Origin of the sequence: Nonomuraea sp. CA-141351 (genome assembly GCF_050944675.1) — a bacterium.
GTDB lineage: Bacteria > Actinomycetota > Actinomycetes > Streptosporangiales > Streptosporangiaceae > Nonomuraea.
The window spans coordinates 7,978,170-7,999,601 of the sequence record NZ_CP191982.1 but is presented as its reverse complement, the minus strand read 5'-3'; the positions used below and the strand labels follow the sequence as shown (position 1 = coordinate 7,999,601).

23 protein-coding genes and 1 pseudogene are annotated in these 21,432 nt (G+C 71.0%); 13 read left to right on the top strand and 11 right to left on the bottom strand.

What is annotated here, in order from left to right; genetic code table 11:
* Window positions 1-16 precede the first annotated feature (16 nt).
* Both ACQPWU_RS37765 and ACQPWU_RS37760 read right to left on the bottom strand, forming a co-directional pair.
* Window positions 17-373 (bottom strand): annotated as a pseudogene (locus tag ACQPWU_RS37765) (TetR/AcrR family transcriptional regulator C-terminal ligand-binding domain-containing protein); the annotation flags it as partial.
* Between the two features lie 119 nt (window positions 374-492).
* The gene (locus ACQPWU_RS37760; RefSeq protein WP_433430248.1) at window positions 493-1,206 is read right to left on the bottom strand and encodes an alpha/beta hydrolase; all 714 of its coding nucleotides are present in this window, start codon (window positions 1,204-1,206) and stop codon (window positions 493-495) included.
* Window positions 1,207-1,524: 318 nt separating this feature from the next.
* Here ACQPWU_RS37760 and ACQPWU_RS37755 point away from each other — a divergent pair, with 318 nt between their 5' ends.
* The 3 genes from ACQPWU_RS37755 (at window position 1,525) to ACQPWU_RS37745 (ending at window position 5,549) form a co-directional block, all read left to right on the top strand.
* On the top strand, window positions 1,525-3,285 hold the full coding sequence (locus tag ACQPWU_RS37755) for an ABC transporter transmembrane domain-containing protein (protein WP_433430247.1): 1,761 nt from the start codon (window positions 1,525-1,527) through the stop codon (window positions 3,283-3,285).
* Window positions 3,282-5,036 carry an ABC transporter ATP-binding protein gene (locus ACQPWU_RS37750; RefSeq protein WP_433430245.1) on the top strand — a complete coding sequence of 585 codons (1,755 nt, stop codon included), beginning with the start codon at window positions 3,282-3,284 and terminating at the stop codon, window positions 5,034-5,036. Before ACQPWU_RS37755 ends, ACQPWU_RS37750 begins: the two co-directional genes overlap by 4 nt.
* A gap of 72 nt (window positions 5,037-5,108) precedes the next feature.
* Window positions 5,109-5,549, top strand: coding sequence for an SRPBCC family protein (locus ACQPWU_RS37745; protein ID WP_433430243.1), 441 nt, complete (start codon window positions 5,109-5,111; stop codon window positions 5,547-5,549).
* A gap of 49 nt (window positions 5,550-5,598) precedes the next feature.
* Here ACQPWU_RS37745 and ACQPWU_RS37740 read toward each other — a convergent pair whose 3' ends face one another.
* Window positions 5,599-6,357, bottom strand: coding sequence for an SDR family NAD(P)-dependent oxidoreductase (locus ACQPWU_RS37740; RefSeq protein ID WP_433430241.1), 759 nt, complete (start codon window positions 6,355-6,357; stop codon window positions 5,599-5,601).
* A 56-nt stretch (window positions 6,358-6,413) separates the two neighbouring features.
* On the opposite strand from ACQPWU_RS37740, the gene ACQPWU_RS37735 reads away from it, so the two are divergent.
* Window positions 6,414-6,887: a MarR family winged helix-turn-helix transcriptional regulator gene (locus ACQPWU_RS37735; protein ID WP_433430240.1), complete on the top strand. Its 474-nt coding sequence runs from the start codon at window positions 6,414-6,416 to the stop codon at window positions 6,885-6,887.
* A gap of 60 nt (window positions 6,888-6,947) precedes the next feature.
* Here ACQPWU_RS37735 and ACQPWU_RS37730 read toward each other — a convergent pair whose 3' ends face one another.
* A complete protein-coding gene (locus ACQPWU_RS37730) occupies window positions 6,948-8,288 on the bottom strand; it encodes a cytochrome P450 (protein WP_433430239.1) in 1,341 nt (446 codons plus the stop codon).
* Window positions 8,289-8,690: 402 nt separating this feature from the next.
* Here ACQPWU_RS37730 and ACQPWU_RS37725 point away from each other — a divergent pair, with 402 nt between their 5' ends.
* Complete coding sequence (locus ACQPWU_RS37725) at window positions 8,691-9,731, top strand: TerC/Alx family metal homeostasis membrane protein (RefSeq protein WP_433430237.1); 1,041 nt, start codon at window positions 8,691-8,693, stop codon at window positions 9,729-9,731.
* On the opposite strand, the gene ACQPWU_RS37720 is transcribed toward ACQPWU_RS37725, so the two are convergent.
* Both ACQPWU_RS37720 and ACQPWU_RS37715 read right to left on the bottom strand, forming a co-directional pair.
* Window positions 9,663-10,334, bottom strand: a complete 672-nt coding sequence (locus ACQPWU_RS37720; protein WP_433430236.1) for an anti-sigma factor family protein — start codon at window positions 10,332-10,334, stop codon at window positions 9,663-9,665. The two genes, ACQPWU_RS37725 and ACQPWU_RS37720, sit on opposite strands and share 69 nt — an antisense overlap.
* Window positions 10,327-10,830, bottom strand: a complete 504-nt coding sequence (locus ACQPWU_RS37715) for an RNA polymerase sigma factor (RefSeq protein ID WP_433430234.1) — start codon at window positions 10,828-10,830, stop codon at window positions 10,327-10,329. Before ACQPWU_RS37715 ends, ACQPWU_RS37720 begins: the two co-directional genes overlap by 8 nt.
* A gap of 113 nt (window positions 10,831-10,943) precedes the next feature.
* On the opposite strand from ACQPWU_RS37715, the gene ACQPWU_RS37710 reads away from it, so the two are divergent.
* Both ACQPWU_RS37710 and ACQPWU_RS37705 read left to right on the top strand, forming a co-directional pair.
* Complete coding sequence (locus tag ACQPWU_RS37710) at window positions 10,944-11,363, top strand: hypothetical protein (protein ID WP_433430233.1); 420 nt, start codon at window positions 10,944-10,946, stop codon at window positions 11,361-11,363.
* Window positions 11,353-12,135, top strand: coding sequence for an anti-sigma factor family protein (locus ACQPWU_RS37705; protein WP_433430231.1), 783 nt, complete (start codon window positions 11,353-11,355; stop codon window positions 12,133-12,135). The genes ACQPWU_RS37710 and ACQPWU_RS37705 overlap by 11 nt, the downstream gene beginning before the upstream one ends.
* Window positions 12,136-12,204: 69 nt before the next feature.
* On the opposite strand, the gene ACQPWU_RS37700 is transcribed toward ACQPWU_RS37705, so the two are convergent.
* Window positions 12,205-12,765, bottom strand: a complete 561-nt coding sequence (locus ACQPWU_RS37700; RefSeq protein WP_433430230.1) for a TetR/AcrR family transcriptional regulator — start codon at window positions 12,763-12,765, stop codon at window positions 12,205-12,207.
* A gap of 77 nt (window positions 12,766-12,842) precedes the next feature.
* Between ACQPWU_RS37700 and ACQPWU_RS37695 the strand changes: the two genes are divergently transcribed.
* A complete protein-coding gene (locus ACQPWU_RS37695) occupies window positions 12,843-13,736 on the top strand; it encodes an NmrA family NAD(P)-binding protein (protein ID WP_433430228.1) in 894 nt (297 codons plus the stop codon).
* A gap of 255 nt (window positions 13,737-13,991) precedes the next feature.
* On the opposite strand, the gene ACQPWU_RS37690 is transcribed toward ACQPWU_RS37695, so the two are convergent.
* Window positions 13,992-14,324 (bottom strand): TauD/TfdA dioxygenase family protein, encoded by a 333-nt coding sequence (locus ACQPWU_RS37690; protein ID WP_433445388.1) that lies wholly within the window; start codon window positions 14,322-14,324, stop codon window positions 13,992-13,994.
* Between the two features lie 428 nt (window positions 14,325-14,752).
* On the opposite strand from ACQPWU_RS37690, the gene ACQPWU_RS37685 reads away from it, so the two are divergent.
* The 3 genes from ACQPWU_RS37685 (at window position 14,753) to ACQPWU_RS37675 (ending at window position 16,554) form a co-directional block, all read left to right on the top strand.
* Window positions 14,753-14,989 carry a hypothetical protein gene (locus tag ACQPWU_RS37685; protein ID WP_433430226.1) on the top strand — a complete coding sequence of 79 codons (237 nt, stop codon included), beginning with the start codon at window positions 14,753-14,755 and terminating at the stop codon, window positions 14,987-14,989.
* A 140-nt stretch (window positions 14,990-15,129) separates the two neighbouring features.
* Window positions 15,130-16,329, top strand: a complete 1,200-nt coding sequence (locus tag ACQPWU_RS37680; protein ID WP_433445387.1) for an FxsB family cyclophane-forming radical SAM/SPASM peptide maturase — start codon at window positions 15,130-15,132, stop codon at window positions 16,327-16,329.
* 45 nt (window positions 16,330-16,374) lie between these two features.
* On the top strand, window positions 16,375-16,554 hold the full coding sequence (locus ACQPWU_RS37675; protein ID WP_433430225.1) for a DUF6192 family protein: 180 nt from the start codon (window positions 16,375-16,377) through the stop codon (window positions 16,552-16,554).
* 21 nt (window positions 16,555-16,575) lie between these two features.
* On the opposite strand, the gene ACQPWU_RS37670 is transcribed toward ACQPWU_RS37675, so the two are convergent.
* Both ACQPWU_RS37670 and ACQPWU_RS37665 read right to left on the bottom strand, forming a co-directional pair.
* On the bottom strand, window positions 16,576-17,223 hold the full coding sequence (locus tag ACQPWU_RS37670) for a nitroreductase family protein (RefSeq protein WP_433430224.1): 648 nt from the start codon (window positions 17,221-17,223) through the stop codon (window positions 16,576-16,578).
* Between the two features lie 12 nt (window positions 17,224-17,235).
* The gene (locus ACQPWU_RS37665; RefSeq protein ID WP_433430222.1) at window positions 17,236-18,591 is read right to left on the bottom strand and encodes an MFS transporter; all 1,356 of its coding nucleotides are present in this window, start codon (window positions 18,589-18,591) and stop codon (window positions 17,236-17,238) included.
* Window positions 18,592-18,726: 135 nt separating this feature from the next.
* Here ACQPWU_RS37665 and ACQPWU_RS37660 point away from each other — a divergent pair, with 135 nt between their 5' ends.
* The gene (locus ACQPWU_RS37660) at window positions 18,727-19,206 is read left to right on the top strand and encodes a MarR family winged helix-turn-helix transcriptional regulator (RefSeq protein WP_433430220.1); all 480 of its coding nucleotides are present in this window, start codon (window positions 18,727-18,729) and stop codon (window positions 19,204-19,206) included.
* A gap of 368 nt (window positions 19,207-19,574) precedes the next feature.
* Complete coding sequence (locus ACQPWU_RS37655; protein WP_433430219.1) at window positions 19,575-20,000, top strand: cytochrome P450; 426 nt, start codon at window positions 19,575-19,577, stop codon at window positions 19,998-20,000.
* A 401-nt stretch (window positions 20,001-20,401) separates the two neighbouring features.
* On the opposite strand, the gene ACQPWU_RS37650 is transcribed toward ACQPWU_RS37655, so the two are convergent.
* Window positions 20,402-21,394: an aldo/keto reductase gene (locus ACQPWU_RS37650; protein WP_433430217.1), complete on the bottom strand. Its 993-nt coding sequence runs from the start codon at window positions 21,392-21,394 to the stop codon at window positions 20,402-20,404.
* Window positions 21,395-21,432 lie beyond the last annotated feature (38 nt).

Here is a 21,432-nt window from a genome sequence, read left to right as displayed (position 1 = left end):
GGTCCGCGATCAGCAAGGGGTCGGTGGAGGCAGGCAGCTCGCCGCGCTCGACGCCGCGGCGTACCAGCATGGCGATCAGGTCCAGGCGGCGTTTCATGACCGCGCGGAACACCTCGGTGAAGTCGGGGTCGCGGCAGGACTCCCCGAAGCCCTGCCGGAGCAGCTTGCGCATCTCGGGCCTGTCGAACGTCCGGATGACGTCCGACAGTGTCCCGGTCAGGTCGCCGCGCACGGAGCCGGTGCCGGCGATGTGGAACTGCTCCAGGCTGACCTGCGAGAACGCGGCGAGGAGCAGGTCCTTCTTGGTCGGATGGCGGCGGAACAACGTTGTGCGCCCCACCCCGGCCTGGGCCGCCACGTCGTCGAAGGTCATCTCGAACTCGGTCCTGGTACGGCCGGACGGCTATGCGGCCTGGACCGCCACCTACCCCGGCATCCAGCAGACCCGCGACGTGCTGAGCCAATGGTGCGGCCCCGCATGAGGCTCGGGAATCACCAGCCCCGGCCGCGCAGGAAGGCGGCGCAGCGGCTGGTCCAGTCGCCCGCGACGGGGTCGTCCTCCGCCAGCCCCAGCCCGTGCCTGCCGCTGGGATAGACGTGGACCTCCACAGGGACCTGGTGGCGGGCCAGCTCCTGAGCCAGCTGGAGGGTGTTGTCGACGGGGACCGACGCGTCGTCGGCGGTGTGCCACAGGAACATGGGCGGCGTCGCGGCGCCGACCCGGTGGGCGAGCGTCAGCTCGGAGCGCACGGACTCGGACGCGTCCCGGCCGAGCAGGTTGACGGCGGAGCCCCGGTGTGCGGCCGGTCCGGTGAGATAGGTGACGGGGTAGCAGAGCACGGCCAGCCCGGGGTGAGGGTCCGCCCCGTCGATGGCATCGTGCGGGCCCTCCGGCAGCATCGGGCCCGCCTCGGTGGCGAGGAGCCCGGCCAGGTGACCGCCCGCCGAGAAGCCGAGCACCCCGACACGGGCGGGGTCCACGCCGGTCGACGCGGCGTGATGCCTGACCCAGCGCACTGCCCTGGCGGCGTCGAGCAGGGGCAGCGGATGGCGGTGCGGCGCGATCCGGTAGCGCAGGACGAACGCCGCGATACCCAGCGAATTGAGCCACCGGGCCACCGGAGCCCCCTCGTGTTCGGCGAGGTGCTGGTAGGCGCCGCCGGGGAAGACCACGACAGCCGGGGCGGCGCTCCCTCGCGTGTTCATGGCCTCCACTCCGTGGAGGCGGGCTCGGTCGCTGGGGAGCCGTCGCCTTCCTTCGTCGCTCTGGTCGCTACGCTCCCGCCGCTCCTCAGTCCAGGCGACGGCGCTCCCTCGCGTGTTCATGGCCTCCACTCCGTGGAGGCGGGCTCGGTCGCTGGGGCGCTGTATAGGAAAGGCGGTGATGGTCGCCTCGCCGGTCGTGGGCCACAGGGGGTGCTCGCTCATGCCGCGCCTTTCACGTCGTCCGACGACGGATGTTAGCGGCCCGCGGTCGCACCCCCCTGCCCGGCCCGGAGGCGGTCCGGGCTTAGGGTCGGGGGCATGACGGAACGGACGATCATGGCCCCCGGGACGCCCGACTGTCGCAGCGCCGGGTGGTACCTGTGGTGGCTGGTCACGAGCCAGCGCGGCAGGATCGCCGTCGGCGCGATCCTGGGCACCGCCTGGATGGTCTGCCTGACACTGCCCCCGTACGTCCTGTCGCGGGCCATCGACGACGGGCTGGCGCCGGGACACTGGGACGTGCTGGCCTGGTGGGCCGGCGCGGTGCTGGGCATCGGGGTGCTGAACGCCTGGCTGGCCATCATGCGCCACCGCACGATGACCAGGGTCCGGATGGACGCCGCCTTCCGTACCGCACAGGTCGTGGCCCTGCAGGCGACGCGGCTGGGCGCGACGCTTCCGCGCAAGGTCACGGCCGGTGAGGTGGTCACGATCGGGTTCGGCGACGCCGGCGTGATCGCCCACGCGCTGACCATCACCGGCCCCGGCGTCGGCTCGGCCCTCGCGTACGTCGTGGTGGCAGTGCTGCTGCTGGCCGTCTCGCCGCTGCTCGCCGCGGTGGTCCTGCTCGGTGTGCCGCTGATCGTGGTGCTGGTCGGCCCGCTGATGGGGCGGCTGCGCGGCGCCGAGACGGCGTACCGGGCGCGGCAGGGCGAGCTGGCCGCCCGTTTCGGTGACATCGCCGCCGGCCTGCGGGTCCTGAACGGCATCGGCGGCAAGGAGGTGTACGCCGAACGCTACCGGCGCGACTCCCGCGAGCTGCAGGAGAAGGGCTACCGGGTAGGTGCCGTGACCAGCTGGATCCAGGCCCTGGGAGTCGGCCTGCCCACGCTGTTCCTCGGCGTCGTGACCTGGCTGGCGGCCCGGATGGCGGCGCAAGGGGACATCACCATCGGGGAGCTGGTGGCGGTCTACGGCTATGCCGCCGTGCTGGCGTTGCCGGTCTCGTTCTTCATCGAGGGGAGCTATGGCCTCAGCCGCGGCCTCGTCGCCGCTCGAAGGGTCGTTCATCTCCTGACCCTGAAACCCGACGTCACGGGCGGCGACGCGCGCCTGGACGCGCCGGCGTCGCCGTCTGTGCTGGGCGATCCCGCCTCCGGCGTCGAGATCTCGCCGGGCGAGCTGACCGCGCTGGTCAGCGCCCGGCCGGGGGAGTCCGCGGCGGTGCTCGACCGGCTCGGCGGGTTCACCGGGTCCGCCGCGACCTGGGGCGCGGTCCGCCTCGGCGACATCGACCTGGCACGGGTACGGGAGCGGATCCTGGTGGCGGACAACGAGGCGGACCTGTTCGCGGGCACGCTGCGCGACGTCATCGCGGGCAGGCAGGACCCGGATGAGCAGGCCGTCGAGCGGGCGGTCCACGCGGCCGTGGCCGAGGACGTCGTACGCGGGCTGCCGGACGGGCTGGACTCGGCCATCGATTCTCAGGGCCGAAACCTGTCCGGCGGGCAGCGCCAGCGCGTACGCCTGGCCCGCGCCCTGCTGGCCGACCCCGAGATCCTCCTCGCGGCCGAACCCACCTCGGCCGTGGACGCCCACACCGAGGCCACCATCGCGGCCCGCCTGCGTGCCGCGCGCCGGGGCCGCGCCACGGCGGTCACCACGACCTCGCCTCTCGTCCTGGACCAGGCCGACACCGTGTACTACCTGGAGGACGGGTCGGTCGCGGCGGCGGGCAGCCACCGCGACCTGCTGCGCGAGCACCCCGGCTACCGCCTGTTGGTGTCCCGCGACGCGGACGGCGAGACCGGCACGGACCCCGGCGAGACGAGCTCCCAGCCCGAGCAGGCCGTCCGATGAGCGACCTGTCCAGGGCCAGGACCCTGCCTGTCGCCGAGCCCTCCCGGGTCCGCCGGGCCGCGCTCCACCTGATCCGCCTCGACGGCCGCGCCTTCGCCGCCGTGATCGCCCTCAACGCGTTGGCCGCCGGCGCGGGACTGGTCGGCCCGTGGCTGCTCGGCCGCATCATCGACGAGGTCAAGTCCGGCGCCGGGGTCGCCACCGTGGACCGGCTGGCCCTCGCCATCCTCGCTTTCGCCCTGGTCCAGCTCCTGCTGACCCGCTACGCGAGCTACCTCGGCCACCGTTTCGGCGAGCGTACGCTGGCCCGCGTCCGCGAGCAGTTCACCGACCGCGCCCTCGCCCTGCCGGCCTCGGTGATCGAACGCGCCGGCACGGGCGACCTGACCACCCGCGGCACCAGGGACGTGGCGGAGGTCGGCGCCACGCTGCGTGACTCCGGTCCCGAGGTTCTGATCGCAGCGGTCCAGGCCGCGTTCATCCTGGGCGCGGTCTTCACCCTCGACCCGCTCCTGGGCGCGTGCGGCGTGCTCGGCCTGCTGGGCATCTGGTTCGCCGCCCGCTGGTACCTGCGCCGCGCGGTCACTGCCTACCTGGACGAAGGGGCGGCCGACTCGGCCCTCGCCGAGCAGCTCGCCGCCACCACCACCGGCGCCCGCACCATCGAGGCGCTCCGGCTCGAGCACCGCCGCATCGCGGCCTGCCAGCAGGCCATCGACGAGTGCCGCAGGACCCGCACCCGTACCCTGTTCCTGCGCAGCGTGCTCTTCCCGATCGTGGACGTCTCCTACGTCATCCCGGTGGCCGGAGTCCTGTTGATCGGCGGCGTCATGACGCAGGACGGCATGAGCCTGGGAACGGTCGTCGTCGCCGCCCTCTACCTGCGGCAACTGTCCCACCCGCTGGACACCGTCCTCTACCACCTGGAGAACCTGCAGAGCAGCGGCGCCTCGTTCGCCCGGGTCGAGGGCCTCGCCCCGGCCTCGCGGCAGGCGCCGGCCGCCACGGTTTCCCTCGTACCGGCCGATGACCGGCTCGAGGTCGCCGGCGCGCACTACGCCTACGACGGCGGCCCCGACGTCGTGCGCGGGGTGGACCTGACCGTCCAGCCCGGCGAACGCCTGGCGATCGTCGGGCCTTCCGGGGCCGGAAAGACCACGCTGGGCAGGCTCCTGGCAGGCGTGGACAGGCCCCGCACCGGGACCGTCACCGTGGGCGGGGTGCCCGTCGCCGACCTCGACCCCGACCGGCTGCGCGAGCGCGTCATCCTGGTCACCCAGGAGCACCACGTCTTCCTCGGCACCGTACGGGACAACCTCCGCATCGCCGCCCCCTCCGCCGGCGACGCCGACCTGCGCACGGCCCTCACCACCGTCGGCGCCGACTGGATCGACGACCTCCCGGACGGCCTGGACACCCACCTGGGCCCCGGCGGCCACCGCCTGGACGGTGCGCAGACGCAGCAGGTGGCCCTGGCCCGTGTGGTGCTCGCCGACCCCCACACGCTGATCCTCGACGAGGCCACCGCGCTCCTGGACCCGGGAACCGCCCGCCACACCGAGCGCGCCCTGGCCGCCGTCCTCTCCGGCCGCACCGTCATCGCCATCGCCCACCGCCTGCAGACCGCCCACGACGCCGACCGGGTGGCGGTCATGCAGGACGGCCGGCTCACCGAACTGGGCACGCACCACGACCTCGTCGCGGCGGGCGGCACGTATGCCGCCCTCTGGCATTCGTGGCACGGCGCGTGAGGGTCATCGCGGGACTCGCCCGTTGCCCCCCATACTGGCCAGATCGCCTATCGACGCTTGGGAGGCCGAGCCGTGCCGGAGACTCTGCTGCGTAACGTCTTCCACGTGGCGGCTCCGCCGTCCGCGGTGCTCACGCATCTGAGTGAGCCGTCGAGCTACGTGGGCCTGTCGCCGCTCGTGGTGGAGGTGCGGGACGTGCGGCGTGAGCCCGGCCAGACCCGGTTCGTGTCGGTGGAGCGCTTCCGGTTCCTGGGTTTCGTGCGGTACGACAACCTGATCGAGGTGACGTTGCGAGCCTCCCGCGAAGGCGTCGAGGGCGAGGTGGACAGCCCTGGCGGGGTGCGGCTGGACTACCGGTTCGGGCTGGCCGCCGGGGGCGAGGGGACCGAGGTGGAGGACGTGCTGAGGGTGCGGGCGACGTTCGGGCCGGTGCTCCGGTACGCCGCCCGCAAGGCCAGGGAGGTGCAGCTCGCCCGCGCGCAGGTCCTCGCGGAACGTGCCCGGTCGCTGTGAGCGCCCGGCTCGGCTCGCGTGGACGGGGAGCAGGCGCAGCCGCCCGCCGTCAGCGGGTCAGGTGCCGCCCGCCCGCCACGGAGAGCACCTCACCGTTGGCGTGCCCGTTCGCGGCGGAGCCCAGATAGGCGACCGCGGAGGCGACGTCCTCCGGGGTGCAGATGCGCCCCGTCGGCGTCTTCGCGCCCTCGGCGTCGACGGCCTCCTGCCCGAACTGGGGCCAGGTCAGCGCCCTCTCTGTCAGCGTGAAGCCCGGCCGGACGACGTTCGTGAGGATGCCGTGCCGGGCCTCCCGCACGGCGAGCACCTTTCCCGCCGTCTCCAGCGCGCTCTTGGCGGCGGGGTACGCCACTCCGGCGGGTAGCGGCTGGTCCACCACGTCGGACGAGATCAGCACCAGCCGCCCCCAGCCGGCGCTCCGCATGCCGGGAAGCACGGCGTCGACCAGCGCGAGCGTGCCCGTCACGTTGCCCGTGAGGCCGGTGGTCAGGGTCTCCCACGTCTCCGGCGCCGCCACCGGCCAGGAGACCGCGTTCGCCACCAGGACCGCGACGTCGCCGAGTTCGTTCTCGACCTGGCGCGCCACCGCCTCCGCCGACTCGGGGTCATGCTGGTCGGTCCGCACCGTGATCGCTTTCCCGCCCGCCTGGTTGATCGAGTCGACCAGGGCGCCTGCCCGCTCCTCGTTCCGGTGCCAGCCGGCGGCGACCAGCGCCCCCTCCGCGGCGAACGCCTTGGCGATCGCGCGGCCGATGTCGCCGGATGCCCCGGTGACCAGCACGACCCGCCCGTTGAGTCCGAGATCCATCAGCTTCTCCAATAGTTAGCCGACTACTTATTAGCCGACTATACACACTCGATAGGATGAGTGATGTGGACGCAAGCGACGTGATGCGCATCAACCGGGCGCTGAACAAGATGAGCAAGCTCTATCGCGCCGCCAAGGCGCGCAAGCTCGCGGCGCTCGGGCTGCACCCGGGGCAGGACGTGCTGCTGTGGCTGCTGGCTCAGGAGCCTGGGGGCATGACCGTCAAGGAGCTGGCGGCGCGGCTCGCGATCGAGCCGCCGACCGCGACGCGCAGCCTGGCCAGGCTGGAGGGCGGCGGGTGGTTCCGGCGTGAGGCGGTGGCCGGTGACCGCCGCCAGGTGCGCATCCTGGTCACGGAGGCCGGCCACGAGCTGGTGCCCGCCATCGAACGCGCATGGGCGGAGCTCGCCGAGGAGGTCATGGGCGAGACGGACGAGGATCGGCGCGAGATCGCGCTCACGGTGCTCGAGCAGGCCAACGACCGGCTCCGCCGTCTCGTCGGCGAGGACGTCCTGGCCGACGAGGAGTGAACCGGGCCCGGTGATGTGAGTCGCTTCACCGGGCCCGAATGTGTGGACCCCGCCGGGCTCTCATCGCCCGCGGCGCAGCCCGCGCAGGAAGCTCCACAACCCGGAACGGGACGTCGCCGGCCCGGCCTCACCCGCCGGCGCCGGTTGCGCCGCGACGCCGGTGCCGCCGCCGTCCCCGGCCGGGACATAGGGCTCGGCGAGCTCGTACTGGATGGGCAGGGAGCGCAGCGCCCGCATGAAGGGAGAGGGGCGCCAGGGCAGCTGGTCCGACGGCAGCGCCAGCTTGATCTTGGAGAGCCGGGAGAAGAGCCGGCGTACGGCGATCGTGGTGATCTGGATCGCCAGCCGCTGGCCCAGGCAGCTGTGCGGCCCCGCGCCCCAGGCCAGGTGGGCCCGGGTGCTGCGGATGGCCTGCTGATCGAGCGCCCCCGCGAACCGTGGATCGGCGTGGGCGCCGGCGACGGAGAGCATCACGGGATCACCCGCGGCGATCGTGTAGTTCCCCATCTTCACGTCCGTCTTCGCGAAGCGGAAGGTCAGGTTGGCCATGGGCGGGTTGAGCAGGGCGACCCGGTTCACCGTCTCGTCGATCGCTCCGACCGACAGGCTCGCGCGCACCTCGGGGTTGGAGACGGCCTCGACGACCACGTTGCAGACCAGGCTGGCGGTGAAGTCCAGCAGTCCGGGCAGCATGAGCAGCTCGCGGGCCAGCTCGTCCAGCGTGAAGTCCGGCTTGGCCTCGATCATGTAGGAGGTCAGGTCGTCTCCGGGGAGCTCCCGCTTGGTGGCCGCGAGCTCCGTCATGGCCGCGTACAGGCGCTCGAATGCCGCTGCCGCGTCGGGGCCGGCGTCGATCATCCGCCAGATGTCCATGACCACCTCCTCGCCGCGTGCGGCGGCGAAGCCGAGCATGCGGTTGGCGACCATCAGCGGGAGCGGCCGCGCGTACTGCGCCGCCAGGTCCGCGAACCCCGTGGCGCCGCCCTCCGACAGCACGCCGATGAGGTCGTCGGCGTACCGCGTGATGGCCTGCTCGAGCAGCTGGGCCTGCGGGCGGGAGTGGTCCTGGAACGGCGCGAGCGCGTGCGTCCACGCGGCCCTCAGCTGGCGCTGCGCGGCGCCCTCCGAGAACGCCGAGTTGTTGATCTGGAAGACGGGCAGCAGGGGCCAGTCCGCCGGAACCCGGCCCTCCGCGTTCGCCCGCCACCTGTCCACGCGCTTGCTCCAGACGCCGCCGCTGTTCTGCAGGACGTTGAGCGCCTCCTCATAGCCGAGGACGAACCAGACCGGCACTCCGAGGAGATCGAGCGGGGCCACCGGGCCGTACCTGCCGCGCAGGCGTTCGTGGACGAGTGCGGGGTCCGCGGCGTAATCCCTGGTCAGCAGCGGTTCTACGGACATCGACTCCAGCGTTTCTGCGGGCTGCTGGGGCCACGGGCCGTGGATCACGGGGATGAATTGCCTCTCTGGTTGCCGCCCCCTTTGCCACGTCGCTGCATATGTCACGGCACGAGTGACGCGCTCTGGGAGCTTTCGGCCGATTCGCTCAAGAGGTCTGCAAGCATCACGCATAGCGCCGATCATGGCAAGAGCCAATTGCACTCCCTGTCTCGAAGCGCGGACGCTACGTGGTCCCCGCCATAGTGGCTCGCTGGCCGGATTTGTCCTACCCTGGGGCGAGCGAGGGGAGTACTTCCCAAGCGTCGATCCGGTCAGTACGGACGTACATGGCGTCCCCGGACGGCCACCCGTGACCCCGGGTGAAGGAGACCTCGAACGGCTGAGCACGTTCGAGGAGGTTTCATGTCCGCGGGGACATTTCTGGCTGAGCCCGATCAGGGCACCATCGCGTCACCCGGCCTGTGGTCGATCACCGTGGCCGCCCTGGTCCTGCTGCTGGTGGTCGACGTCATTCTGACCCGGCGCCCGCACGAGGTGCGCATGCGCGAGGCCCTGGTCTGGTCGGTTTTCTATCTGGTGCTGCCGGTGGCCTTCTGCGCGTACCTGTGGGGCGCCTTCGGCACCGGGGTGGCGGTCGAGTTCTTCACCGGATACGTGGTGGAGAAGTCGCTGTCGGTGGACAACCTGTTCGTGTTCATGCTGCTGCTGTCGGCCTTCGCCGTGCCGCACGAGCTGACCCAGCGCGTGCTGTTGTACGGCATCATCGGGGCGCTGGTGCTGCGGGCGGTCTTCATCGCGCTGGGAGCCGCGGCGCTGCAGAGCGGCACGTGGGTGTTCCTGCTGTTCGGGGCGGTCCTGATCGTCACCGCGGTCAAGGTGCTGAAAGGGGATGACCAGGAGGTCGACGTCGCCTCCATGCGCAGCGTCCGGCTGCTCCGCCGTCTCGTCCCGGTCACCGGCGACTACCGCGGCTTCCGCCTGGTGGTCCGCGAGCAGGGCCGGCTGGCGATCACTCCGCTGGCCGTGGCCACCGTGGCCGTCTTCGCCACCGACATCGTCTTCGCCGTCGACTCGGTGCCCGCCGTGTACGGGGTGACCGAGGACCCCTTCCTGGTCTTCGCCACCAACGCCTTCGCGCTGCTGGGCCTGCGGGCGCTGTACTTCGTGCTGCGGGACGCGCTCGCCAGGCTGCGCCATCTCAACTACGGCCTCGCCGCCATCCTGGCCCTCATCGGGGTCAAGCTGGTCCTCCACTGGGCGCACGGCCTGTGGGAGTGGGTCCCGGAGATCCCCACCCTCGCCTCGCTCGGCGTCATCGTCGCGGTCCTGCTCACCGTCACGCTCACCAGCCTGTACGCCGGCAGGCGCGCCGCCTCAGCGCCCGAAGGCGGCGACGACGTCGGGCGCGCCAGGCCTCTGGAGCACGACCCGGTCGATCCTTGAGATCGGCATCGGCACGGCGGTGCCCCACGAGGCGCGCCCGTCGGAGACCGTGACCTTGCCGAGGTCGCTCCAGGCGCCGTCCCTGCCGACCAGCTTGGCCTCGTACGAGCCGGACTGTCCGGCCGACTCGACGGTGAGGAAGATCCAGCTCGGAGACCCCTGGTAGGCGAACGCGTGGCCCACCCGTAGCCGGCCGGCGTAGAGCACGGCGGCGGCGAGGTAGCGCCCGTCGGCGACGGCGAGCGTCCGCCGGTAGCTCTTCGCCAGCTCGCGGTCCGGCCCGGTGGCCAGCCACACGCCTCCGCCCGCGAGCCCGGCGACCGTCGCCGCCGTGAGCAGCTGTAGCCCGAGCCGCCGCCAACGCGGGCGCGCCCTCGTGATACGGGCGAGCACGGCCGACTCGAAGGCGGCGGGCGGCTCCTCGGCGGGGGCGAGCGTGGTGAGCGCGTCCACCAGCCGGGTGGCCTCCTCCAACTCCCTGCGGCAGGCGGCACAGCCCGGCAGATGGCGCAGCACCTCGGCGCGCTCGTCGCCGGCGAGGGCGCCGGCGGCGAATTCGGGGATCGCCTCGCGGATCCCTTCGCATTCCGGCCTCTCAGTCATCGTTCACCTCCAACTGCTCGCGGAGCCTGGCCATCCCTCTGCGCAGGCGAGTCTTGGCGGTGCCCAGCGGTATCCCCTCGACCCGCGCGACCTCCTTGCCCGTGAGCCCGTAGAACACGGTGAGCGCGATGGCCCTGGCCTGCTCCGGCGGCAGCCCGGCCAGCGCCTGCCGGACGAATTCCTCGTCCCGCGGCGCCTCCTCGGTGGGCTCGGCGGCGAGCAGCCGCGTCAGCAGCGCCTGCGGATCGACGGGCAGTTCGCGCCGCATCCGCAGCGCGTCGATGGCGAGGTTGCGCGTGATCGTGAGAAGCCAGGTCGGTACGGCGCCACGCCTGGCATCGTAGGCGGCCGCGTGCCGCCACGCCCGCACGAACGCCTCCTGCGCCACCTCCTCCGCCAGCGCCGCCTCGCCCACGATGGTCCTGGCGAGGCCGAACACCCGGGCCTGATAGCGACGCACCAGCACGGTGGCGGCACGCGCGTCGCCCGAGGCCATGCCGGCCAGCAGCGATTCATCCGAAAGTGCCCACAGTCGGTACTACGGTGACGATCATCGTTCTGGCTTCACCTGAGTGAATCCCGGAGCGACGCGCTTTCCGTACAACCGGTATGAGAAAAATCCTCATCGCCCTCGCCGCGAGCGCGCTGCTCGCGGGATGCGGCACGGCCGGCACGGACAGCGCGACAGGCGCCGGCGCGCCGTCCGTGACCATCACCGGTCCGGCGAACAACGCCGACGTCGCCGGGACCTTCCCGCTGGAGTTCACCACCAGCGAGGAGATCGGCCCTCCCGAGTCGGGCAAGCACCACGTGCACGTGTTCACCGACGGGCACACCGATGACTACACCGTTGTCACCGCCTCGCCGTTCCAGATCGCCGGACTGCCGCCCGGCAAGCACACGGTGGGGGTCACCCTGCAGAACGCCGACCACTCGCCCGCGGGCGCGTCGGCCGAGATCACGGTGAACGTCACCGAGGGCGGTGGCCAAGCCCCCGAGCCGACGCAGAGCTCCGGCGATGGCTACTAGCGAGCGCTACAACCGCAGGACCAGGTGGTTCCACGCGGGCGTCTACCTGGCTACACTCGTGCTGCTCGGCACCGGATGGTGGCTGCTGTCCGGCAGGGAGGGCGACCCGAGCCCGCTCGCGCGGCTGACCCACCTGCCCGACACCGTCCTGCACACCTGGCTCGGCTGGGCGCTCGCGGCGCTCGCGATGGCCGGGCTGGTGCTCGGGCGCCGCGCGGTACGGACGTTCGTCGGTGAATCCACGCGCTTCCGCCGCGGCGATCTGGGATGGTTCGCACGCTGGCCCGCCGCGCTCATCACGGGTCGGTTCGGCCACCACGAGGGGCACTTCGATCCCGGCCAGCGCCTGCTCAACCTCGCGCTGGCCACGGCCCTGCTCGCCCTGATCGGCAGTGGCGTGGGGATGGTGCTGCTGCATGGCGGGCCGGTGTTCGCGGTGCTGGTCAGGATCCATGTCTGGGCGACGTACCTGGCCACGCCGCTGATCGCCGGGCATGTGCTGGTAGCCGCGGGCCTGCTCCCCGGGTACCGGGGCGTCTGGCGCGCCATGCATCTGGGCGGCCGCCTCGACCGTACGGTGGCCTTCCGTCTCTGGCCGGGGTGGGCCGTGCGGCACGACCCGACCGCGCTCGGCGCCTTCGTCCTGGACTCGCTGGGCCCGGTCGAGACGGCCGCGGTCGAAGCGCATCTCGGAGAGTGTGCCGCCTGCCGGGCCGAGGTGGCCGAGCTCCGCAGGACGGTGCACCGGCTCCGCACGCACACACCCGAATGAACCCGCCTGCATCGAGAGCGGGCGGCCCTTTCCATGACGTGAATTGCGAAACTCCCGGCCGCGATCGCGCTAGGAGCCGGCGGCCAGGCCGTCCAGGGTGACGGTGATGAGGCGGTCGGCGGCGGCGGGTGACACGTGCTCGTGGAGCCAGGCGGCGGCGGAGGTGAGCGCGGTCACGTCCGCGCCTGTAGCGTCGGCACGTACGGCGCCGGATTCGCGTGCCTGCGCGATCAGTCGTTCGCCGATCTCGGCCATGCGCAGGCAGGAGTCGTGCAGCTCCGACGCCTCGTCGTCCAGGCCGTCCGCCAGCAGGGAGGCCAGGCCGCTGTAGGTGGCGGCGTGCGCCGTCGCCGCGCGGACCCAAGTGGCCGGCGCATCCGGCGAGGGGGCGGCCAGAAGCCGGTCGCCGAGCTCGAACAGGGCCTCGTTGCGCTCCCGGAGCATCGCGCCGACCAGGGCGCGGCGACTGGGGAAATGGCCGTAGAGCGTGCCGATGGCCACTCCGGCACGGCGGGCGATGCTCTCCAGGCTGGAGTCGACGCCGTGCTCCTTGAAGGCGGCGTCGGCCTCGGCCAGGAGGCGCTCGTAGTTTCGGCGGGCGTCGGCGCGGGGCCGGCGGGTGGTGGTCATGCGGACGTCCCTAGTAATTCGAGGCAGCCTCGATATAGTGTATTCGAGGTTGCCTCAGTTTATCGGAAGGACTGCTCATGATCTTGGTCACCGGAGCCACCGGATCCATCGGCACGCATCTCGTGCGCCTTCTCCTCGAGCAGGGGGTGGCTTTCAAGGCGCTGGTCCGCGACGCGGCCAAGGGGCGGGCCCTGGGCTGTGACGTCGTGGCCGGGGACTTCGACGAGCCCGCCTCGCTCGCCGCCGCCATGGACGGCGTGGACACGATGTTCCTCAACGCCGGCGGCGCCCAGCCGGTGGAGGGCGAGCAGCCGATGATCCGCCAGCAGAAGGCCGCCATCGACGCGGCTCGGGCCGCCGGCGTTTCTGACGTGGTGAAGGTGTCGGTCTGGGGCGCCCACCGGGGAGGGCGGCTGGCCGAGGGCGCACACTGGGAGATCGAGGAGTACGTGAAGGCGTCCGGGCTCGGCTGGACGATGCTGCGGCCGAGCGGATTCATGCAGAACTTCATCACCGGGGCCGGCGCCTTCACCGCCGACGGGAAGCTCGTCGACGGGTTCGGTGGCGCCCCTGTGTCTTACATCGACTGCCACGACATCGCCGCCTGCGCCGCCGCTCTGCTGACCGGATCGCACGGATTCGGGGAGACGTACGTCCTGACGGGTCCGCGGGCGCTCACCGCGGCCGAGATCGCGGGGGAGCTCTCGGCGGCCCTGGGCCGGACCGTCGGGCACGTGGAAGTGCCCCCGGCCGAACTGGCGGCGGCGCTGCGCTCCCAGGGATCGCCCGCGCAGTTCGCCGACGACTTCGCCGAGCTCTGCCGGGAGGTCGCGGCCGGCTCGCTGGCGGCCACCACGACCGCGGTGCGGGACCTCACGGGTCGCTCGCCCCGCACGTTCGCGGAGTTCCTCGCCGCCAACGCGGAGGCGCTGCGAGCCGGCCTGCTCTCCACAGCGAGCCCGAACGTCTGACTCCGGCGCTGAGGTGCGGGCGGGGCACCTCCAAGCACCCCGCCTGCACCCGCCAGGTCGTCAGGCGACGACGAGGGACTCCGCGGTGAACTCGCGGCCCACCACGATCTCCGGCACGAAGCCGTCAGGGCCCACGGGGCGGTCACCGATCAGGGTGACCCGGTGGAGGGTGCGCCGGACGTCCAGGTGGTCGAGGTCGGACGGGGCGAGGTGGGCGGTGGCCCGGTTGTCCCAGAAGGCGACGCTGCCCGGCTGTCACCGGAAGCGGACGGTGTACTCGGGCCTGGTGATCTGCCCGTACAGCAGCTCCAGCACCCGGCGGCTCTCCAGGGCGGAGAGCCCGACGATGTGATCGGTGAAGCCGGGGTTGACGAACAGCGCCCGCTCGCCCGTCTCCGGGTGCACCCGCAGGAGCGGGTGCACCGAGACCAGCAGGTTGTCGTTGACGCGCTTGAGCAGCTTTCCGTTCTCCTCGGTCGTCTGGTAGCCGGCGAGGAAGCGGTGCTCCGCGCGCAGCCCGTCCACGAAGTCGCGGAGCGGCGCGGAAAGGCCCTCGCCGGATCGGCCGAGGCCGCTCCCTGGCTTGATCTCGTGCGAGCCACCAACAACGACGGGTCGGAAAACGTGGTCTATGGCCTTCAGGTGGCCAGAGGCGATTGGGCCGGAAGCGCAGGACTGGTCGACATGTCACAATCGGCACACGAGGCACGGGTTGCGCCCGGGATGGCGGAACCGCCGCTGACGCTGCGGCAGTAACGGCTCGAGCACTGCCCACAGCTCGTCGCCGACTCCCCACGGTTTCAGCTTCGCCACCCGCGCTTCTCCCGCCATCGCTACAGCGAGAGAACAAATCACCTTTGTAGTGGCCTTGTAGCGACTTTGTGGGGGTGGTGCGGTACCGTCCGGCTGTCGTGATCAACTTCGATTAGTCCCAACCGAAGCAGGACGTCACTGGCCGCGGGTCGCAATCGCCATGGCGGCAGGTCGATGTCCAGCCGTACGGCAAGGAGTATCCCATGTCGGAACGTGAAGGAAATCTCGTACGGAAGGTGGCCTTGACGGCTGCCGCGTTCGCTGCCGCGTCCGCGGTCGGAGCCGGAGCAGCCGGTGCCGCTTCGGCTGCCGAGTCCTCTCAGGCGAATCTCTCCGAGATCGCGGCGACCACCGACCAGAACAGCGCGCTCGGCGCGGTGCTGAACCGGGTGACCGCCGACGACGACATCTTCCGTCCTACCGGCAGTTTCAACAGGTGACGGAGCGGGTTCGTTCCCGTGGCTGACCGGGCCGTGTAGCGGCCTGCTGGGACACGAAGGGCAGAGAGGCGAAGGACATCGTGATCGAGCTACCGATCGTGCAGGTGAAAGAGCGAGCTGCCGAATGGCCGACTCAGGACGTGACCGATCAGGCGCTTGAGGATCCGTACTGGCGCCCTCTGCCCTTCGTGGAATTCGCTCTCAAACTCCACGGCCGGTGCAACCTGGCCTGTGACTACTGCTACATGTACGAGATGGCCGACCAGAGCTGGAAGAACAAACCGGTGGCCATGTCACGCGAGACGATCGACCAGGTCGCCTTCCGGCTCGGAGAGCACCTGCGGGCTCACGCCGACGAAATTCAGGGAGCGTCGGTGAGGATGCACGGCGGCGAAGCGCTGCTCGCCGGCGCGGATCAATTCGCGTACGCGGCGCGAGCGTTCCGGAGCGCCGCGCCGTCCGAGGTCCCGCTGCGGCTCGTCACCACCACGAACGGCGTGCTCCTTTCTGACGAGAAACTACTGAACGTCCTGCGCGAACACCGCATCGGTGTCACGGTCAGCCTCGACGGCGACAGGGAAGGCCAGAACCGCCACCGCAAGTACGCCAACGGCCGCGGCAGCTATGACCTGGTGATGCGCGGCATCGAGGCTCTGGACCGTCCCGCTTACCGTGACCTCTTCGACCTTGTGCTGTGCACCATCGACCTGGAGAACGACCCCCTGACCACCTACGAGGCGCTGCTCGCCACGGGGGCGCCGGCCGTGGACTTCCTGATGCCGCTCGGCAATTGGTCGTCTCCTCCACCGGGATGGACCTCCGGGGACGGGGGCACCGCGTATGCGGACTGGCTGATACCGATCTTCGAGCGCTGGTATTCCACGGTGCCGCTTCCGACCGGTGTCAGGCTCTTCGAGAACATCATGACGTTGTGCCTCGGCGGTCATGCCTACACCGAGGAGCTGGGGCTCAGCCCGTTCCAGCTCATCGTCATCGAAAGCGACGGAACCATCGAACTCGGCGACGCTTTGAAGTCCGCCTACGAGGGCGCCCCATTCACCGGCTTGAACGTTTTTCGCGACACGTTCGACGACGCGCGACTTCTTCCGGGCGTCGTCGCCCGGCAACGAGGGGTGGCCGACCTGTCGCCGATCTGCGTTTCCTGCTCGATCCGGGATATCTGCGGGGCCGGCGAGTACAGCACTCGATACCGCGCCGGCTCGGGATTTCTCAATCCTTCCGTCTACTGCGCCGATCTGGCCAAACTGATCTGCCACATCCGCGACAGGGTGCTCGCCGACGTGGAACGGTTGAGGGCCGAGCGTGCGGAGGCAGGCTGAGAATTGGAGCCGGCGATTCGCATCCCGCCCGGTGAACACACCGCGGTGAAGGGAGAGCGGGCCATTCCTGGCGGAGATCCGGACGAACAGGAGCGGTGGGCGGCCCTCGCCGAGCCGCCGCCGCATGAGCGGACGGGAGAGCACCGGTGGACCCAGGACGCGGCCAAGCGCGCGGGGGTCGAGCGTCGGGTCGACCGCCCGGTTACCTCAAACTCGCCGCCTTGACTCCGCCGGCGCTGGCGCCGCTCACCACCGGTCCCAGTGCAGGACCTCCTCCCGCGGTATGCGGGGAGCGGGCTTGAAGTCGGTGCCGATGGTGAAGGCCAGCGGGATGAAGGCCGCCAGCATGACCTCCTCGTACGGCACGCCGAGCACCTCGGCCAGCTCGCGTTCGAGCGGTCCCTGGGCGGTGGTCCACACCGTGCCGAGGCCGCGCGCCCGGGCGGCCAGCATGAAGCTCCAGACCGCGGGCAGGATCGATCCCCACGCACCGGCCTGTACGGCCACCGGGGCGCGTTCGGTGCGTCCCTCCACGCCAGGGATGACGAACGCGGGCACCCGGTGGATGTTGTCGGCCAGGTGGCGCAGGCCGTCGAAGACCCGCTCGGTGGAGCCGGGATGGTAGTTCATCCGCCGCACGTCGCGTTCGGTCAGCGGCTGCCCGGTGGCCAGCGGCAGGGCGCGCAGGAAGATGTCGGCCACGGCCCGCCGCTGCTCGGCCTCGGTCACGACCATGAAGTGCCAGCGCTGCCGGTTGCGCCCGGTCGGTGCCTGTACGGCCAGGTCCACGCACTCCTCGATCAGCTCGCGCGGCACCGGGCGGGTGAGATCCAGGCGCTTGCGCACTGCGCGGGTCGTGCTCAGCAGCTCGTCCGGGCTGAGGTCCAGCGTCATGACGTGTCTCCTTCAGGCGGTGGGTACGGGTGCGGAGCGGCGGGGGCGTAGACCGTACGCGGCGATGAGGGCGCCGAGCAGGGAGAAGCCGCCCGCTGTCAGGAAGGCGATCCGGTATCCGGACAGCGTGGAACCTCCGAGCGTCAGCACCGCCGCCAGCACCGCCACGCCGATTCCGGCGCCGATCTGTACGGCGGAGGTGACCAGTCCCGAGGCCAGCCCCTGCCGCTCGTCCGGCAGGCCGGCGACGGCGGCGATGTTGAGGCTCGGGAAGGACAGCCCGTTGCCGACGCCGTGGACGACCAGCGCGGGCAGCAGCACCGTGACGTAGTCGCCGGTGGCCCCGGCCCGCAGGAACAACAGGATGCCCGCGCCCTGGACCAGCATCCCGGCGGTGGCCACCCGCCCCAGGCCCCACCGGCTGATCAGCCTGCCGGCCAGGTTGGCGGTGATGACGATGGCCAGGCCCATCGGGACGATCCCGAGCCCCGTGGCCAGCGGGGTGTAGCCGAGCACCTGCTGTAGATACAGGACGGCGACGAACTGCCAGCCGATCGTCGCGCACGCCCAGGCCAGCGCCGCGAGATCGGCGGCTCCCATCATGCCGGACCTGAACACCTCCAGCGGAACGAGCGGCGCGTGCCGTCGGCGTTCGATGGCGACGAAGGCACCCAGCAGCAGCGCGGCCACGACACCGGCCGGCCAGCTCTTCTCCGTCAGCGCGAACACCAGCAACAGCACGCCGCCGGTGACCGTGACGGCGCCGGCCGCGTCGAACCCCTCACGCACCCCGGGCCGCCGAGGGCCGCGCGGCAGTGCCAGCGGCGCCGCAGCCAGCACGAGCAGGGCGATCGGGACCGGCAGGAAGAACACCAGCCGCCAGTTGATCTCGGTCAGCAGGCCGGAGGCGATCAGCCCGGCGGTGTAGCCGGTCGCCCCGGCCAGCGAGTAGATCCCCAGCGCCCGGTTGCGCTGCGGCCCCTCGGCGAACGTGGTGGTGATGAGCGACAACGCGGCCGGGGCGGTGAGCGCGGCCGCCACCCCCTTGACCACCCGGGTGACCACCAGCGGCCACCCCGCCGACAGGAGCCCGCCGGCCAGGCTCGCCGCCGCGAACACCGCCAGCGCCAGCAGGAACACCCGGCGGCGGCCGAACAGGTCGGCGATGCGGCCGCCGAGCAGCAGGAACCCGCCGTAGGCGACCGCGTAGCCGGACATCAGCCACTGCAGGGTGCTCTCCGGCAGCGACAGATCCCGCCCGATGGCGGGCAGGGCCACGCCCATCAACGACAGGTCCATCGAGTCGAGGAACACCGCGGCGCACAGCAACACCAGGGCCACCTGTTGGCGGCCGTCGGTTCGGGTCACGATCACTCTCCATCTGCATGCAAACAATTGGCGGACAGACGGTTGGAACCGTAGGACTGCAAATCATCTGCTGTCAAACAGTCTGCGTGGAGATAGAGTTGGAGTACGCTGACGGTTGGACGCAAGAGGAGAGCGATGGCGACAACGACCAGAACGACGGACCGCGGGACGGCCTACTTTCCGCAACTCGCCGCCGAGCGGCTGGACATCGCGCTGTGCCGGGCCTCGGCCGCCGTGGCCCGCGCCGCCGACGCCCACGCCTCCGAGGAAGGGCTCGGAGTCGGGCAACACCTCGTGCTCCAGATGCTCGACGCCGTCGGCCCCTGCTCCCAGCAGACGCTCAGCGAGGAACTCCGGATCGACCGCAGCGTCATGGTCGGCATCTGCGACGACCTGGAGCGAGCGGGCCACGTCCGCAGAGAACGCAACCCCCGCGACCGGCGCTCCTACGCCGTCACCGTCACCGACTCAGGCAGCCGACGACTCGCCCAGGCCCAAGCCTCGATCCCGGCCTTCCTCGAGGACGCCTTCCACGCCCTTACCCCTGACGAGCGCGGCCAGCTGAGCGCGATCCTCGCCAAACTCCTGCAGGCCGGCGCCGGCGGCCCTCGTTAACCCCATTGCCGGCAGTGCAGGTAGGCGGCCGGCAGGGTGACCTTGATGGCGTCCGGGTGCTCGCGCAGGTGGCTGGGCGCCTCGGCGGCCACCGGGACCGCCAGGCCAGCAGGACAGCGGGCGCGATGTCGGCGAACAGGTCCTCCGGCAACCCGACCGCGCGGATCGCGCCGAGCTTGAACGCCTCCCGCTCGATGGACTTCACGCTGACGTCGCCCGGCTCCTCGCGGATCGCGGCGAAGACGTCGGCGCCCTCGTCCTTGTCCTCGTCCTCCTGCCTTTGGCGCTGCTCGTGTTGAGCCACCCGGTCCGCCGAGTCCGCGTTTTCCGCGCTCTGGCCTCCGCCGGCCTCGGCTATCGCCTCAGCTGTGGCGCCCTCCGGGTTGTCCTTGCCGGACAAGACGCCCATGGCCGTGGAGGAGCTGCTGCGCTACTTCACCATCGCCGACGGAGTCACCTCCCGGCTGGCCACCGAAGACGTGGAGATCGGCGGGGTGAGCATCAAGGCCGGCGAGGGCGTCATCGTCTCAACCCTGTCGGCCAACTGGGACCCGGCGGCGTTCAAGGACCCGGCCGAACTGGATGTCGAGCGCGGAGCCCGCCACCACCTCGCCTTCGGATTCGGCCCGCACCAGTGCCTCGGCCAGAACCTGGCCCGAATGGAACTGCAGATCGTCTTCGACACGCTGTTCCGCCGTATCCCCACCCTGCAGCTCGCCGCATCGACCGAGGACCTGCCGTTCAAGACCGACGCCGTCATCTACGGCGCTCACGAACTCCCGGTCACCTGGTGAGCAGGACATGATGCGGATCAGAGCCGCACAGGCGCGCCACGCCGTCACCCTGTGCGCACCCCGAGCCCTCTCCATCCTGCAGGAGTAAGCACATCCCCGGCGACGACGCGTCCGCTCCTGTGGAGGGTGACAAGTCCGGTGGGGTGGCTCAGGCCTTGCCTCCAGCACATCCACGCTGGTGGCAAGGCGAGCGAGTCGGGATCTGGGCACAGCGAGCACCCCGTGGACGCAACCGTCGCAAGATGGCGGCTGGTGGGGCCGGCCTTACCGGCAGGCCCACTGGGAAGCCTCTTCCCAACGGCCTGGATCGACCTCATCTGTCTTCCTGCCCGTCATGACGTAGGGAACGTGACGGGAGCCTTTGTCGCGTGGTGGGGAGGATGTCGGCCTGATGGAGAGTGTCAGTGCGCGGCGTCCAGTTTCGCCCGCTGTTCCGCCGTCAACTCCAGGTCTGCCGCGGTCAGGCTCTCGTTCAGTTGCTCCACCGAGGATGCGCCCACCAGCGGGATCACCGGGATCTCGCCGCCCATGAGCCAGGCCAGCACCACCTGGTTGACGGTCGCTCCGGTCTCGTGCGCCACCTCCCGCAGCGCCGCCAGGCGCACAGGTGTGCCGGCGTGGTCGAACGCCACGTCGAGCGGCTTGTCCTGGCGGACGTAACCGCCGCCCAGCAGGGGCGAGTACGCGACCAGCGAGAGTCCGGGCTCGGCCCTCAGATAACTGAGCAGGTTCCCGCTGACCACGCCGAGGTTGCCGTCCTTGGATCGCAGTGTCGGCAGATCGGTACGCGGCCGCAGGTAGGTGTGGTGATATTGCACGACCTCATAGCCGGGCAGCCCTGCCGCGGCCGCCAGGCTCCGGGCCCGCTCGAGTCGCCAGGCCCAGTGGTTACTCGCCCCAAGCAGACCCACAGTGCCTTCCTGGACCAAACCCGCGAAAGCCCCTACGGTCTCCTCCAGCGGCACCCTGGAACCTTCGATGTAGGCGTGGGCATACAGGAGGTCCAGCTTGTCCACGCCGAGCCGTTCCCTGCTCCGCTCCGACGATTCCTGTATCACTTGGGCGGACAAGCCCTCAAGGTCGTGGCTGAGGGTGGTCGCTGGAACGTTGGGCCGCCCTCCGAGCTTGGTGGCGATGACGATCTCATCCCCGACGCCGCGACTGCGGCGCCAGCGCCCGAGCAGCGCCTCGCTCTCTCCGCCCTGAGTACCGTTGACCCAGTACGCGTAGTTGTTGGCGGTGTCGATGAAGTTGCCGCCGGCCTCGACGAACCGGTCGAGGATGGCAAACGACGTCGACTCGTCGATGGCGGTGCCGAACAGCATGGCGCCAAGGCTCAGCACGCTGACATCACGGCGGGTCTTCGGATCATTGCCGATGGTGCGGTACCTCAAAGGGGATCCTCTCTTGACTCAGGGAATGCTGGGGCCGG

Coding starts and splice junctions, on each gene's coding strand:
- ACQPWU_RS37760 (WP_433430248.1), bottom strand. CDS start 1,206: ATGAACACGCGAGGGAGCGCCGCCCCGGCTGTCGTGGTCTTCCCCGGC.
- ACQPWU_RS37755 (WP_433430247.1), top strand. CDS start 1,525: ATGACGGAACGGACGATCATGGCCCCCGGGACGCCCGACTGTCGCAGC.
- ACQPWU_RS37750 (WP_433430245.1), top strand. CDS start 3,282: ATGAGCGACCTGTCCAGGGCCAGGACCCTGCCTGTCGCCGAGCCCTCC.
- ACQPWU_RS37740 (WP_433430241.1), bottom strand. CDS start 6,357: ATGGATCTCGGACTCAACGGGCGGGTCGTGCTGGTCACCGGGGCATCC.
- ACQPWU_RS37735 (WP_433430240.1), top strand. CDS start 6,414: ATGAGTGATGTGGACGCAAGCGACGTGATGCGCATCAACCGGGCGCTG.
- ACQPWU_RS37730 (WP_433430239.1), bottom strand. CDS start 8,288: ATGTCCGTAGAACCGCTGCTGACCAGGGATTACGCCGCGGACCCCGCA.
- ACQPWU_RS37725 (WP_433430237.1), top strand. CDS start 8,691: ATGTCCGCGGGGACATTTCTGGCTGAGCCCGATCAGGGCACCATCGCG.
- ACQPWU_RS37720 (WP_433430236.1), bottom strand. CDS start 10,334: ATGACTGAGAGGCCGGAATGCGAAGGGATCCGCGAGGCGATCCCCGAA.
- ACQPWU_RS37715 (WP_433430234.1), bottom strand. CDS start 10,830: ATGGCCTCGGGCGACGCGCGTGCCGCCACCGTGCTGGTGCGTCGCTAT.
- ACQPWU_RS37710 (WP_433430233.1), top strand. CDS start 10,944: ATGAGAAAAATCCTCATCGCCCTCGCCGCGAGCGCGCTGCTCGCGGGA.
- ACQPWU_RS37705 (WP_433430231.1), top strand. CDS start 11,353: ATGGCTACTAGCGAGCGCTACAACCGCAGGACCAGGTGGTTCCACGCG.
- ACQPWU_RS37700 (WP_433430230.1), bottom strand. CDS start 12,765: ATGACCACCACCCGCCGGCCCCGCGCCGACGCCCGCCGAAACTACGAG.
- ACQPWU_RS37695 (WP_433430228.1), top strand. CDS start 12,843: ATGATCTTGGTCACCGGAGCCACCGGATCCATCGGCACGCATCTCGTG.
- ACQPWU_RS37685 (WP_433430226.1), top strand. CDS start 14,753: ATGTCGGAACGTGAAGGAAATCTCGTACGGAAGGTGGCCTTGACGGCT.
- ACQPWU_RS37670 (WP_433430224.1), bottom strand. CDS start 17,223: ATGACGCTGGACCTCAGCCCGGACGAGCTGCTGAGCACGACCCGCGCA.
- ACQPWU_RS37660 (WP_433430220.1), top strand. CDS start 18,727: ATGGCGACAACGACCAGAACGACGGACCGCGGGACGGCCTACTTTCCG.